11 protein-coding genes are annotated in these 14,206 nt (G+C 64.8%); 2 read left to right on the forward strand and 9 right to left on the reverse strand.

Translation table 11 applies throughout. From position 1 onward, the window contains the following. Positions 1 to 71 precede the first annotated feature (71 nt). From C8348_RS11100 to hutI, 9 genes are all read right to left on the reverse strand, one after another. Entirely contained in the window at positions 72 to 1,775 is a 1,704-nt protein-coding gene (locus C8348_RS11100) for a type I secretion system permease/ATPase (RefSeq protein ID WP_106753408.1), read from the reverse strand. Positions 1,776 to 2,072: 297 nt separating this feature from the next. Then, the gene (locus C8348_RS11105; protein WP_198647016.1) at positions 2,073 to 2,675 is read right to left on the reverse strand and encodes a HutD/Ves family protein; all 603 of its coding nucleotides are present in this window, start codon (positions 2,673 to 2,675) and stop codon (positions 2,073 to 2,075) included. Between the two features lie 8 nt (positions 2,676 to 2,683). Then, positions 2,684 to 4,228 carry a TRAP transporter large permease gene (locus C8348_RS11110; protein ID WP_208983708.1) on the reverse strand — a complete coding sequence of 515 codons (1,545 nt, stop codon included), beginning with the start codon at positions 4,226 to 4,228 and terminating at the stop codon, positions 2,684 to 2,686. After that, a complete protein-coding gene (locus C8348_RS11115; RefSeq protein ID WP_106753410.1) occupies positions 4,228 to 4,743 on the reverse strand; it encodes a TRAP transporter small permease subunit in 516 nt (171 codons plus the stop codon). The genes C8348_RS11110 and C8348_RS11115 overlap by 1 nt, the downstream gene beginning before the upstream one ends. Positions 4,744 to 5,108: 365 nt before the next feature. Further along, entirely contained in the window at positions 5,109 to 6,209 is a 1,101-nt protein-coding gene (locus tag C8348_RS11120; RefSeq protein WP_106753611.1) for a TRAP transporter substrate-binding protein, read from the reverse strand. Between the two features lie 52 nt (positions 6,210 to 6,261). After that, a complete protein-coding gene (gene hutU / locus C8348_RS11125; protein WP_106753411.1) occupies positions 6,262 to 7,947 on the reverse strand; it encodes a urocanate hydratase in 1,686 nt (561 codons plus the stop codon). Positions 7,948 to 8,002: 55 nt separating this feature from the next. After that, the gene (gene hutG, locus C8348_RS11130; protein WP_106753412.1) at positions 8,003 to 8,809 is read right to left on the reverse strand and encodes an N-formylglutamate deformylase; all 807 of its coding nucleotides are present in this window, start codon (positions 8,807 to 8,809) and stop codon (positions 8,003 to 8,005) included. A gap of 380 nt (positions 8,810 to 9,189) precedes the next feature. Next, a complete protein-coding gene (gene hutH / locus C8348_RS11135; protein ID WP_106753413.1) occupies positions 9,190 to 10,716 on the reverse strand; it encodes a histidine ammonia-lyase in 1,527 nt (508 codons plus the stop codon). After that, the gene (gene hutI, locus C8348_RS11140) at positions 10,713 to 11,924 is read right to left on the reverse strand and encodes an imidazolonepropionase (RefSeq protein ID WP_106753414.1); all 1,212 of its coding nucleotides are present in this window, start codon (positions 11,922 to 11,924) and stop codon (positions 10,713 to 10,715) included. Before hutI ends, hutH begins: the two co-directional genes overlap by 4 nt. Before the next feature lie 74 nt (positions 11,925 to 11,998). Between hutI and C8348_RS11145 the strand changes: the two genes are divergently transcribed. Both C8348_RS11145 and C8348_RS11150 read left to right on the forward strand, forming a co-directional pair. Then, a complete protein-coding gene (locus C8348_RS11145) occupies positions 11,999 to 13,423 on the forward strand; it encodes a formimidoylglutamate deiminase (RefSeq protein ID WP_106753415.1) in 1,425 nt (474 codons plus the stop codon). Positions 13,424 to 13,477: 54 nt separating this feature from the next. Beyond that, a complete protein-coding gene (locus C8348_RS11150; protein ID WP_106753416.1) occupies positions 13,478 to 14,182 on the forward strand; it encodes a GntR family transcriptional regulator in 705 nt (234 codons plus the stop codon). Positions 14,183 to 14,206: the final 24 nt, after the last annotated feature.

Consider the following 14,206-nt stretch of genomic DNA (forward strand, 5'->3'; position numbering starts at 1 on the left):
GTTCCGGCGCAAGGACAGCACCGTGGACGGGGAGCATTGCAGGCGGGGCCTCTGCCTCGCCTGCGCGGGTATCAGGCTGCGCCCTGGGCGCGCGGATCAACCATTTTCGGCTTGGCCGTCGGGGCCATCAACTGAGCGGTGGGGCCGAAGGCCTGAACCTTGCCGTTGTTCAGCACCAGGACTTTCTCCGACAGGGCGAGCAGGTTGGCCTTGTGGCTCACGAAGATCACCGTCGACAGGCCTTCCTTCAGCGCACGGATGGCCTGCATCAGCGCCTCTTCACCATCGGTGTCGAGGTTGGAGTTCGGCTCGTCCAGCACGACGAATTTCGGCCGCCGGAACAAGGCCCGCGCCAGGCCGATTCGCTGGCGCTGGCCGCCGGACAGATGCCGCCCGCCTTCCCCGATCTGCGTGTCATAGCCGTCCTTCAGGCCGAGGATCATCTCATGCACGCCGGCGAGCTTGGCGGCCGCGACCACTTCCTCGTCCATGTCCGGATTGAACCGTGCGATGTTCTCTGCGATTGACCCGGAGAACAATTCCACGTCCTGCGGCAGGTAGCCGATATACTCGGCAAGCTTCTCTGGATCCCAGTGCTGCAACTCGGCACCGTCGATACGCACAGCCCCCGCGAGCGGCTGCCAGACACCGACGAGATGACGCACCAGGCTCGACTTGCCAGCGCCTGAAGGCCCGATCACGGCCAGAACCTCACCCGGCTCCAGCGCAAAGGTAATCCCGGTCAACACCTGGTTGCGGCTGCCCGGAATAACCGAAACGAGGCCTTCAACAGAGACAGCACCGGTCGGGGCCGGCAGGTCGGTCTTGTCGTTCTCTTCCGGATACTGGTCGAACAGGCGTGTCAGACGCGCATAGGCCGTGCGGGCGCCGACAACCTGCTTCCAGTGACCAACGGCCATTTCCACGGGCTGCAGGGCTCGGCCCATCATGATGGAGGCGGCAATCATGATGCCCGGCGACACTTTACCCTCGAGCACCAGGTAGGCACCCGCGCCAAGGATGAACACCTGCAGCACCATACGGACAAACTTGGAGGCCGTCATGATGACGCCGGCGCGATCGCTGGCCTTGGCCTGCAGCACCAGCATGTCGCGGTGACGATCGTTCCAACGGTCGCGCAGTGCCCCTTCCATGCCGAGCGCGCGGATCACTTCAGCGTTCTGCAGCGAGCTGCTCGCAAAATGACTGGCGGTCTGCGAGGCAATGCCCGCGTCCCGCAGCGCATGATGGGTCAGGATCTCGTTTGCCAAGGCCAGCACGAAGATCATGACGGCGCCACCGGTGGCAACATAGCCAAGCAGCGGATCGAAAATGAAACAGACGACGAGGAAAATCGGAACCCAAGGGGCATCAAGCAGTGCCAGCAGGCCGTTGCCGGTCAGGAACTCGCGCAGCTTGTCGATGTCGCTGAGGGCATACTGGGTGTTCTGGCCCGGGTTGGCCAACGTCCCCTTCAGCACCCGGTTGAACAGCGGACTTGCCAGAAGCTCGTCAAATTGCATCCCGGCACGCACCAGCATGCGCGAACGCACATATTCGAGGATGCCATAGACCACCAGCATGGCGCAGGCGATCAGCGTGAGCATGACCAGTGTCGTCTCGTTCCGGCTCTGCAGCACGCGGTCATAGACCTGCAGCATGTAGAGCGGCCCGATGAACATCAGGAGGTTGATGAAGAAACTGAATACGAAGGTGGTCCCGAGAATGGTCCGGAACTTCGCCAATGCGATCCCGAGGGGCGTCCGCTTCTTCATTATACCCTGTTCTTCCTCTCATGCATGCCGGGACAGCCTGTTGCTGTCGGGCATGTCCCAGACCGGCCGCCTGCAGGACACCCGCGCGTTTTGGCGGAATGAAAAACCCGGAACCGTTTTCAGTCCGGGGCACATAGCGGCTAGTTGAGACAGTTTTATGTCCGACCGATGACAAACCGATGGATCACGTCAATCCCAAACTTCCATATACACCTGCAAGGCCTGAAGCGCAAAACGCCAAGCGCAGGTGATCCGGAACTTCCGGGGTCGTTTTCCTGCCCGTGTGTCCTTTTGATCTCAGGTCACGTTGCGGATCCGCAAGACATAGGCCATCGCGCCTGCCTCTGCAGCGTTCCTGCACCAGATCCGGGACACGGAGCCGCAGATGAGCACATCCCTCGCATCGAGCACCACCTCACCGGCAGCAGTCTTAATGGCGATACTCCCCGTGTGACAGATCACCGCAGTGACGTCCGAGAGGTCCTGGCCGGCCACTGTTACAGATACCGGGACAAGGTCATGCGCCAATCTTCCCCGCCGTATCATGACATTGAGATCAAGGATGGGGCCATCAACGAGGTACCCGGAGCAGGCCGCCCCGCCGTCGAACCGGCACAACGCCCCCGGCCCATCAACCCGTTCACGCCTGCCGTCGCCGAAGTCCAGATCAATTCCTGCGCCATCCATCAGCGCCAGCGTCCGGTCGATTCCGGCAAAGGCCGAGAAAGGGCCATCAGCGGCCACTTCGGCCATCGAGAGCCGCCAGTCGAAGGTCTCGAAGGTCGCTCCCACCGGAAAGACGGCAATCTCGTGCGTGACACCGCCGCCATTCTTCCAGGGCATGGCCTTCGCCTCGCCCCAGCGGATCACCCGGATACTTGGCTTCTCTTCAACGTTCATGTCGGGCCTCAGAACATGATCTTCGGCAGCGCCGTGCCAATTGCCGGCATCGCCCAGATCAGCGCCATGGCGAGGATCTGCAGGAGGATGAAAGGCACCACGCCCTGATAAATCATGCCCGTGGTCACTTCTTTTGGCGCTGCCCCGCGCAGGTAGAACAGCGAGAAACCGAAGGGCGGGGTCAGGAACGAGCTCTGCAGGTTGATGGCAATCAGCACGGCCAGCCACAGCGGATCATGCCCCATCAGGATCAGCGGCGGGATCAAGAGCGGCAACAGGATCACGGCGATCTCGACGAAGTCGAGGAAGAAGCCGAGCACGAAGATGAAGGCCATGGCAAAGATCAACGCCCCCGTCGCCCCGCCCGGCATGGCCGCCAGGATTTCCGCCACCCGGTGCTCGCCGCCGAGACCGACGAAAACCAGCGAGAAGAAAGAGGCCATCAGGATCGTGGCAAAGATCATCGACGTGACAACCATCGTCTGGGTCAGCGCCGGGATCAGCGTCTTTACCTTGAACGACTGGCGCAGCGAAACGAGAACGGCCGCAAGGCCCGTCAGCGCCAGCCCGGCATAAAGGGTCGCCAGCGTATATTCCAGCGCGCCGGCGTCGGACCGCTGCAACCGCACCGGATAAAGGCCTGCAATCAGGACCAGCACGAACAGCGACAACGTCCCGGCCAGCACCAGGCGCTTGGGGGCCCCCTGCTTGTAACCGGCCAGCAGGATCGCCCCGACCGATCCGACCGCAGCCGCCTCATTCGGCGAGGCCACACCAAACAGCACCGCGCCGAGGACAGCAACGATCAGCACCACGGCCGGAAGGATGGCGCCAGCCACCTCTCCGGCAGACGGCCGCCGGTCCAGCGACTTCATCGCCGGCGCATCATTTGGCACCAGCCAGGCCCGCACGAGGACATAAAGGATGTAGAGCCCGACCAGCATCAGCCCCGGCAAAAGGGCTGCGGCAAACATCTGCCCGACGGAAATCGTCTCGATCGAGAACTTGCCCTGCTTGTATTGCGCCTGCTGGAAGGCCGAGGACATCACGTCCGCCAGGATGATCAGCAGCGTTGACGGTGGGATAATCTGGCCGAGCGTACCGGAGGCACAGATGAGGCCCGAGGAGAGCCGCGGGTTATAGCCATTGCGCAGCATCGCCGGCAGCGCGATCATGCCCATCGCCACCACCGTCGCGCCGACAATGCCGGTCGAGGCGGCGAGCAGCGCGCCGACCAGCACGACCGACACGCCGAGCCCCCCGCGCATGGTGCCGAACAGCCGGCCCATGGTCTCCAGAAGGTCTTCCGCGATCCGGCTTTTCTCCAGGATCACGCCCATCAGCACGAACAGCGGGATGGCGGTCAGCACCGGATTGGTCAGAACGGCAAAGAACCGCTGCCCCAGCGCGCCCATGAGGCCGAGCGAGAAATCGCCAGTGAAATAGCCGATCAGCGCGAACAGCGTCGCGACACCGGAGATGGTGAAGGCCACCGGATAGCCGAGCAGGATGAACCCGATCAGCGCGGCAAACATCAGCAGATCAAGCGGCATCACATGGCGCCTTCTGAAACGCGGCCCGAAAGACGCAGACAATCACGCAGAAACGCCGAAAGGCCCTGCAGCAGCAGCAAGACACAGAACGCCGGGACCAGGCTCTTGAGCAGGAACGAGGCGGGTATGCCACCAACCGAGATCGGCCCTTCGAGAATGGCCCAGGAGCGGGCAACGGAGGGCCAGGAGTAAAACAGCAACATCGCCAGCGAGCCACCGAGCAGCACCACATGACCGAACAGATCGATCATCGCTTTCGCCCGCTGGGACGCCTTGGCGTAATAGATGTCCACCCGGACATGGCCATTGACCAGCAGCGTGTAGCCAGCCCCCAGCATGAACACGCTGGCATGCAGGTAGAGGACGCCTTCGTTGAGGAAGATCGAGGAATAACCGAAGACATAGCGCAGCAGCACGATCACGAACTGCAACAGCACCATCGCCAGCGCAAACCAGATCGTCACCGCCGCCACCGCCCGGTTTACCCGGTCCAGCGCATTCGCAAGTTGTTCCATTCCCCCGTCCCCTGTTGCGGTCTTCTTTTTGTCCGGACGTCTAGGTCCCCGTCATCCCCGCGCATGCGGGGATCCAGTCCCCCCGGCGCTTGGCAGCCTTACACCGGGTGGGAGGAGAAGGTGTGCACTTTCCCCTCGCCGCAGCGCCCCTCTCCCCCCTTGAGGGGGAGATGCCCCCTTGAGGGGGCAGAGGGGGGTAAGCAGCCCCTCATAGCACACCAGCAGTGGTCACCAGCCGCAGCGCCGTTACCCCCCTCTGTCTGCTGACGCAGACATCTCCCCCTCAAGGGGGGAGAGAGGAGAAGCCGGCATTCGCCCCAAGCAAGACCCCAGCGCGAAACACGCCGCGCCGGGGCCGTTCAATCTTAGCCGTAGTTGTAGCTCAGGCCACGGGCGTTCATCTGGCCGGCGTCCGCATAGGGCATGTACTCGGTCATCAGCGACCGGTAGGCAAGGAAGCTCTCGGTGATGCGCTTCACCAACTCGTCGCTGTTGTCGCGCAGTTCACTGACCACCTCACCCATGGCATTGCCCATCGCAACCACAATCTCGTCCGGCAGCTTGTGCACGGTGACGCCATGCTTGTCCTTCAGCTCGCGCAGCGCCAGGGCGTGCTTGGTGTTGTACTCGGTCAGCACCGGATTGTAGAGGCTCTGCGAGGCAAAGGTAACGACCTGCTTCAGGTCATCCGGCAGCGCCTCCCAGGCCTTCATGTTGATGGCGCATTCCTCGGCAGAGGACGGCTCGCCAACACCCGGGGCGTAATAGTTCTTTGCGACCTGCTGCAGACCCAGCGCACTGTCCGACCACGGACCGATGAACTCGCCCGCATCCAGCGCGCCCGACTGCAGCGCCTGGAACATCGCCGGTCCGGACATGGCTTCCACGGCCATGCCGAGCTTGGCGCAGACTTCCGAGTTGAGGCCGGTGGTGCGGTACTTAAGGCCCTTCAGGTCGTCGACCGTCTTGATCTCGTTGCGGAACCAGCCGAACCACTGCGGACCCGAGTTGCCGCACAGGAACGGCTTCAGGCCGAAGCGGCCGTACATCTCGTCATAGAGCGCCTGGCCGCCGCCCTGCTGCATCCAGCCGATCTGCTCGATGGCGGTGAGGCCCAACGGCTGCGAACCGAACAGCAGGATGCCCTTCGACTTGGAGCCCCAGTAGGCCGGCACCGCGTGATAGATCTCGGCCGTGCCTTCGGCAACAGCATCAAACACGCCCGGTCCCGGGACGATTTCACCGGCGGCGAACAGCTCGACTTGCAGCCGGCCACCCGACAGGGCGGTGATGCGGTCGGCAAGCGCCTGGGCGGCAACACCCGGACCCGGCAGGTTCTTCGGCCAGGCGCTGACCATGCGCCACTTGATCACGTCCTGCGCGATGGCCGGGGCGGCAAGCGCCGCCGTACCCGCTGCTGCCGCCGCACCGATGCCTGCGGTCTTGAGGAAATCACGTCTTTTCATGGTCAGACCTCCATTCTGGTTGGTTGTCATTGCTTGTCCTGTCCCTTCTTGTTCAGTCTTTCAGGATTGCCGGCAGGTTCAAGCCATGTTCGCGCGCGCAATCGAGCGCGATCTCGTAGCCGGCATCGGCGTGACGCATCACGCCGGTGGCCGGATCATTCCACAGCACATTGGCGATGCGCCGGTCGGCCGCTTCCGTGCCGTCGCAGCAGATCACCATGCCGGAGTGCTGGGAGAAGCCCATGCCCACGCCGCCGCCGTGGTGCAGCGACACCCAGGTCGCCCCGGACGCGGTGTTGAGCAGCGCGTTCAGCAGCGGCCAGTCGGACACGGCATCCGAGCCGTCCTTCATCGCTTCCGTCTCGCGGTTCGGCGAGGCGACGGAGCCGGAATCAAGGTGGTCGCGGCCGATGACGATCGGCGCCGTCAGCTCGCCCTTTCGCACCATCTCGTTGAACGCCAGACCCAGCTTGTGGCGCAGGCCCAGGCCCACCCAGCAGATGCGCGCCGGCAAACCCTGGAAGGCAATGCGCTCGCGCGCCATGTCCAGCCAGTTGTGCAGATGCGCGTCGTCCGGGATCAGCTCCTTCACCTTCTGGTCGGTCTTGTAGATGTCTTCCGGGTCGCCCGACAGCGCGCACCAGCGGAACGGCCCAATGCCACGGCAGAACAGCGGCCGGATATAGGCCGGCACAAAGCCGGGGAAGGCGAAGGCGTTCTCCAGGCCCTCGTCCTTGGCCACCTGGCGGATGTTGTTGCCATAGTCGAGCGTCGGCACGCCGGCGTTCCAGAAGTCGACCATCGCCTGAACATGCACGCGCATCGAGGCGCGGGCCGCCTTCTCCACCGCCTTCGGATCGCTCTCCTGCTTGGCGCGCCATTCGCCGACGGTCCAGCCGGAGGGCAGATAGCCGTGGATCGGGTCATGCGCCGAGGTCTGGTCGGTAACGATGTCCGGGCGCGGGCCACCGGCCTTCATGCGCTTGACCAGTTCGGGGAACACGTCGGCCGCGTTGCCGATCAGCGCCACGGATTTCGCCTCGCCCGCCTTGGTCCAGCGGTCGATCAGCGCCAGCGCCTCGTCCAGCGTATGCGCCTTTTCATCGACATAACGGGTGCGGATGCGGAAGTCGGCGCGGGTCTCGTCGCATTCGACGGCAAGGCAGCAGGCGCCGGCCATCACGGCCGCCAGCGGCTGCGCGCCGCCCATGCCACCAAGGCCACCGGTCAGGATCCACTTGCCCTTGAGGTCACCGCCGTAATGCTGGCGGCCGGCCTCGGCAAAGGTCTCATAGGTGCCCTGCACGATGCCTTGCGTGCCGATGTAGATCCACGACCCGGCGGTCATCTGGCCGTACATGGCCAGGCCCTTCTTGTCGAGTTCGTTGAAATGGTCCCAGGTCGCCCAATGCGGCACCAGGTTGGAGTTGGCGATCAGCACGCGCGGAGCATCGGCATGGGTGCGGAACACGCCGACCGGCTTGCCCGACTGGACCAGCAGCGTCTCGTTGTCTTCCAGCGACTTCAGCGCCGCAACGATGCGGTCGAAGTCGTCCCAGGTGCGCGCCGCGCGGCCGATGCCGCCATAGACCACCAGCGCATGCGGGTTCTCGGCCACATCCGGGTGCAGGTTGTTCATCAGCATGCGCAGCGGGGCTTCCGTCAGCCAGCTCTTGGCGTTCAGCGTCGTGCCGGTGGGCGGGAAGATGTCGCGCTGGTTATGGCGGGGATTGGTCATGTTTCCTCTCCGAAGCAACGTTTCATGTGCAGTGAATTGACGCCCAGTCCCACGCTTATAAGCGCCAGGATCCGGAGGCCACGGTCTCGAGAATGGATGAAAGGACCGGCCGCAGCCGCGCGGCCTTGGTCAGGCTGTAGGCATAGGGCGGTAGCTCGGTTTCCAGATGCGTCGCCTGCGCCAGCTCCATCTGGATGGCGTGATAGCCTTCCGCCGGCCGGCCATAGTGGCGGGTCGTCCAGCCGCCCTTGAAGCGGCCATTGACCACCGTGCTGTAGCCCGCCGCCGCCCGGCAGATGCCGGCCACCGCCTCGCCCAGACCGGGCGCGCAGGACGTGCCCTCCACCGTGCCGATGTTGAAATCCGGCAGCGTGCCGTCAAACAGGAAAGGGATGTTGGAGCGGATTGAGTGGCAATCGTAGAGCACGGCAAACCCGTGGATCGCATGCACCCGCCGAAGTTCGGCTTCGAGCGCCGCATGATAAGGCGCATGGAAGGCGAGCCGCCGCCGTTCGATCTCGGCCGCATCCGGGGCATCCAGCCAGATGTTTTGGCCATCGAAATCGGTCAGCGGCACCAGCCCGGTGGTGTTCTGGCCCGGATAGAGGCTTGCCCCGTCCGGCGGCCGGTTGGCGTCGATGACATAGCGGTGGAAGGTCGCGGCCACGGTCGTCGCCCCCGGCAGCAGCCCGTCATAGAGCCGGTCCACATGCCAGTCGGTGTCGCTGAGCACCAGCCCGCGCCCATTCAGCTTCGCCCGGATGCCGGCGGGAACATGCGTGCCCGAATGCGGCAGCCCCAGCACCACCGGACTGTCGCCCCGCGTCACCGTCACCGGCCCAATCTGATCGTCACGCGTCATCTGACTTGAATCCTTTGTCACCCAGCATCACCCATCCCAGGACGCACCGCCTCTCCGCCCCCCTCCCCCGGGGGGGGGGGGGGGGGGGGCCCACAGCGCCACCAGCAAGACTGCGCTCGCAAGGTGGCCAGCCCAACCTGTCCGACCAACCAGCCCCCTGCGCGCACTGAGCAGCCCAGCCCAAATTCAACCTCCGAGCCCCCCACCCCTACCCCCTCCCCACGAGGGGGAGGGGCGCGGAGAGGCCCCGCCTTCAACTGTCATCCCCGCGAAGGCGGGGATCCAGTACCCCCTGTCTTCGTCGTAATCAGTCCCCGGGTTACTGGATCCCGGTCTTGCCGCCACACGGCAAACCGGGATGACACCCGAAAAACTCCACCTCAGACCTTGAACGACCCGATCTCCGCCGCAGCCGCAAACGCGCCCGAGCGCACCAGCGCAGATGCCGCCTCGATGTCGGGGGCCAGATACCGGTCTTCCTTCAGCGCGGAAGCAACACCGCGCAGACGTCCAATCACCGCCTGAAGCGGACCAGAGGTCTTGAGCGGAGCGCGGAACTCGATGCCCTGCGCCGCACAGAGCGCCTCAACACCGAGGATCACCGACAGGTTGGCATTCATCCGCAGCAGCCGGCGCGCGCCATGGGCGGCCATCGACACATGGTCTTCCTGGTTGGCCGAGGTCGGCGTCGAATCCGTCGAGCACGGCGTTGCCAGGTGCTTGTTTTCGCTCATCAAGGCAGCCGTCGTGACTTCCGCGATCATGTAGCCGGAGTTGAGGCCTGGATCGGGGGTCAGGAACGGCGGCAGGTCATGGCTCAGCGTCGGATCGACCATTAGCGCCACGCGCCGCTGCGCAATCGCACCGATTTCCGCCACCGCCAGCGCGATCTGGTCGGCGGCAAAGGCCACCGGCTCGGCGTGGAAATTGCCGCCGGACACGATCCGGCCCTCGCCCAGCACCAGCGGGTTGTCCGTGACCGCATTGGCCTCGATTTCCAGCGTCGAGCCGGCAAAGCGCAACAGGTCGACAGCCGCCCCCAGCACCTGCGGCTGGCAGCGGATGCAATAGGGATCCTGCACGCGCGTGTCGCCCTCGCGGTGGCTCTCGCGGATTTCCGAGCCCTCCATGATGGCCCGCATCAGGTCGGCAACCTCGATCTGGCCGCGATGGCCGCGCAGCGTATGGATTTCCGGCTGCAGCGGTGCGGTCGATCCCATGATGGCATCGGTCGACAGCGTCGAGATCACCAGCGAGGCCGCCGCATTGGTCCAGGCCTCGAACAGGCCGATCAGCGCCAGCGCGGTGGAAAACTGCGTGCCGTTGATGAGTGCCAGACCTTCCTTGGGGCCAAGCACGACCGGGGTCAGACCCGCCATCTTCAGCGCGTCGCCGCCCGCCAGCCGCTCGCCGCCATAGATCGCCTCACCGGCCCCGATCATCACCGCCGTCATGTGGGCCAGCGGCGCCAGATCGCCGGAAGCCCCCACGGAGCCCTGCGAGGGAACGACCGGCGTCACGCCAGCTTCGAGCATCGCCTCAATGAGCGCGATCACCTCCCAGCGCACGCCCGACGCGCCGCGCCCGAGGCTCAGGAGCTTCAGCACCATCATCAGCCGCGTCGCCGCACGGTCCAGCGGCTCGCCCACGCCGCAGCAATGCGACAGGATCAGGTTGCGCTGCAGCGTCGCCGTGTCCTTCGGCGCAATCTTCACCGAGGCCAGCTTGCCGAAACCGGTGTTGACGCCGTAGAGGCCGGCATCGCCATTGGCCGCCGCCGCCACATGGGCCGCCGCCAGGTCGACCGCCGGACGCGCCGAGGGATCAAGGCGGACCGCGCGCCCATCGCGCCAGATCTGTTCAAGGTCGGCCAGTGTGGCGCGGCCGGGCTGGAGAACAACGGTCATTGCGAACCTCCGAAAACTCGGGCGTGAAGGGGATTGAAGCCGAAGCGGTAGACAAGCTCCGCCGGCGTCGTTGCATTCCAGATGGCAAGATCGGACCTGAGTCCGGGGACGATGCGGCCGCAGTCCTCAAGGCCAAGGGCCCGGGCAGCATTGACGGTGACGCCGCGCAATGCCTCCTCGACGGTCAGCCGGAAGAAGGTGCAGCCCATGTTCATGGTCAGGAGCAGCGAGGTCAGCGGTGAGGTGCCGGGATTGCAGTCGGTTGCGAGCGCCATCAGCACCCCATGCGCGCGGAAGGCGGCAACCGGGGGAACCTGCGTCTCGCGGATGGCATAGAATGCGCCGGGCAGCAGCACGGCCACAGTTCCAGCCTTCGCCAGAGCGGCCGCATCTTCGTCGGTTGCATATTCCACATGGTCGGCCGACAGCGCGCCATAACGGGCGGCAAGCTGGGTGCCGCCGATGCGCGACAGCTGTTCGGCATGAAGCTTCACCGGCAAACCAAGACGCTTCGCCGCATCAAACACCCGGGTCATGTCCTCGACCGAGAAGGCAATGCCCTCGCAGAACCCGTCAACCGCATCGACGAGGCCCTCGGCCGCCGCAGCCTCCAGCCCCGGCAGACAGACCTCGGTCAGATAGGCCTCCGTCCGGCCCTTGTACTCGGTCGGCACCGCGTGGGCGCCGAGGTAGGTGGTCCGGACGCGCACCTTGCGCTCCCGGCCCAGCCGCCGGGCGGCCCGCAGCATCTTCAGCTCGGTCTCGATCTCCAGTCCGTAGCCGGACTTGATCTCGATTGCAGTCATCCCCTCGCTGATCAACGCATCAAGACGCGGCAGCGCGGAGGCAACGAGGTCGGACTCGCTGGCCTCGCGGGTCGAGCGGACCGAGGAGACGATGCCGCCCCCCGCCCTTGCCACTTCTTCGTAGGTCGCGCCGTCAAGACGCATCTCGAACTCGCGCGCCCGGTGTCCGCCGTGGACGATGTGGGTGTGGCAATCGATGAGACCGGGGGTCACCAGACGGCCGTCCAGATCGAGGCGCGGCAGGGTCGCAAATTCTCCCGGAATGGCGTCGCTTTGTCCGACGAAGGCGATGGTTTGTCCGTCCACGACCACAGCGCCGTTTTCGATCAGGCCATAGCCCGTCTGCCCCGCCAGAGTGGCAAGCGTCGCGTTGGTCAGGATGATCGGCTGATCAAGTTCCATCTTGGTTTCCTCCCCAGATGGGCGTATTTTGTCTGCACATATTAATCGTGTCAATCGAGGAAGGCGGCGAAAGAATGAGCAGCGCAAACGCAGGCGACCTGGCGAATTCCCCCGCAGCACCGGCAGCAACGGCAGCGGTCCTGTGGGCAAAAGAGGCATTGCTGCCTCAGGGCTGGGCAGCGGATGTCACCGTGGAGCTCAGCGCCGATGGCCGGATTTCGGCTGTCCGGCCAGGGACTTCCGTGCCCGCAGGGGCAACCCGTACCGGCCTTCTCCTCCCCTCCCCGGCCAATCTCCATTCCCACGCCTTCCAGCGCGCCATGGCCGGTCTGACCGAGCGGCGCGGCCCCGACCCGCGCGACAGCTTCTGGACCTGGCGTCAACTGATGTTCCGCTTCCTCGACCAGCTGACCCCCGAGGATGTCGAGGCGATTGCCGCCTTCGTGCAGATGGAAATGCTCGAATCCGGCTACGCCACCAACGTCGAGTTCCACTACCTGCACCACCAGCCGGGCGGCCTGCCTTACGCCAATCTCGGCGAGATGTCGGACCGCATCGCCGCTGCCGCGTCGCAGACCGGGATTGGTCTGACGCTGCTGCCGGTGTTCTACCAGTATGGCGGCTGCGACAAGCGCCCGCTTGGCGCAGGACAGGTCCGTTTCGGTAATGATATCAGCCGCTTCGCCGATCTCGTCGATGCTGCCGAAAAGGCCCTTGCCCCCCTTCCGGCGGATGCCCGGATCGGCGTTGCCCCGCACAGCCTGCGCGCCGTTGCCGCGGAAGATCTCGCCCGCGCCGCCAGCCTTCGCCCGGATGCTCCCCTGCACATGCACCTCGCCGAACAGGTAGCGGAAGTGGAGGAAGTGCTCGCCCATCGCGGCGCCCGGCCCGTCGACTGGCTCCTCGGCAATGCAGATGTCGACCGGCGCTGGTGCCTGATCCACTGCACGCAAATGCTTGAAAACGAAACACTTTCCCTCGCCGCGACCGGCGCGGTCGCTGGCCTTTGCCCGATCACCGAATCAAGCCTGGGCGACGGCATCTTCGACGGCGTGCGCTATCTCGGCGCGGGCGGCGTGATCGGCGTCGGCTCGGACAGCAACATCCGCATTTCACTGTCGGAGGAACTGCGCACCCTCGAGTATTCCCAGCGCCTGCGCGATCGCTCCCGCGCGGTCCTGGCAACTGCCGACAAGTCCACAGGCCGGGTGCTGTTCGAAGCTGTCGTCAAGGGCGGCGCACAGGCCGCCGGCCGTCCGTCAGGTGCAATCACGCCCGGTCAACTTGCTGATCTTGTTGCACTTGATAGCCAATCCGTGCATCTGGCTGGCCGTCAGGGCGACACTGCACTTGACGCTTGGGCATTTGCAGGCGATGACCGCCTCGTGCGCGATGTCTGGTCTGCGGGCCGTCATGTCGTGCGTGAGGGGCGGCACATTCGTCACGAGACCATCACGGCCAACTATATCCGTACGGTGTCGCGGCTCAAGGATGCGTGAAACGGCGGCACCCGCCAACCTGCTGAAACAAAACAAAAAAAGAGACGCGACCGCATGGCAAAGCCCCTCTCAGGCCCTGTGACCTGGCAGACCATCCAGGCCGAGGCCCTGCGCCGCATCCGAGACAGGGAGTGGAAACCCGGCGCGCAGATCCCTCACGAAGCCCAGCTTGCGGCCGAATTCGGCTGTGCCCGGGCGACTGTGAACCGGGCCCTGCGGGAACTGGCGGAACTCGGTCTTCTTGAACGCCGCCGCAAGGCCGGCACACGTGTTCCACTCAACCCGGTGCGGCGGGCAACCTTCCAGATCCCGATCATCCGCCAGGACATCGAAGGCCGGGGACTGGCCTACAGCTACAAGCGCCTTAGCCAGGAGGTCGAACCGATCCCCCTGCCCGTCCAGAGCCTGCTTGACCTGCCGCCGGAGCGCGAGCTGCTGCATGTCACGGCGCTTCACCAGGCCGATGGGGCCCCGTTCTGCCACGAGGACCGCTGGATCAACCTGTCGGTTCCGGGGCTGGAAAGCGCCGACTTTTCAAAGATGAGCCCCAACGAGTGGCTGGTCCAGAATGCGTCCTTCTCGAGCGGTGGCATCGAGTTTTTCGCAACCGAAGCCGATGGGGTCATGTCTGACCTCTTCGGCTGCCCGCAAGGGGCGGCCCTCTTCGTCATGAACCGCACAACCTGGGCAGGCTCTTTTGCAATCACCGCTGTCCGGCTGACTTACGCTCCAGGTCATCGCATGACAACGGAGATTTAGTAAGTTGCACTTAAACTCATAATA

Source organism: Pannonibacter carbonis (assembly GCF_003012935.1).
Taxonomy (GTDB): Bacteria; Pseudomonadota; Alphaproteobacteria; order Rhizobiales; family Stappiaceae; genus Pannonibacter; species Pannonibacter carbonis.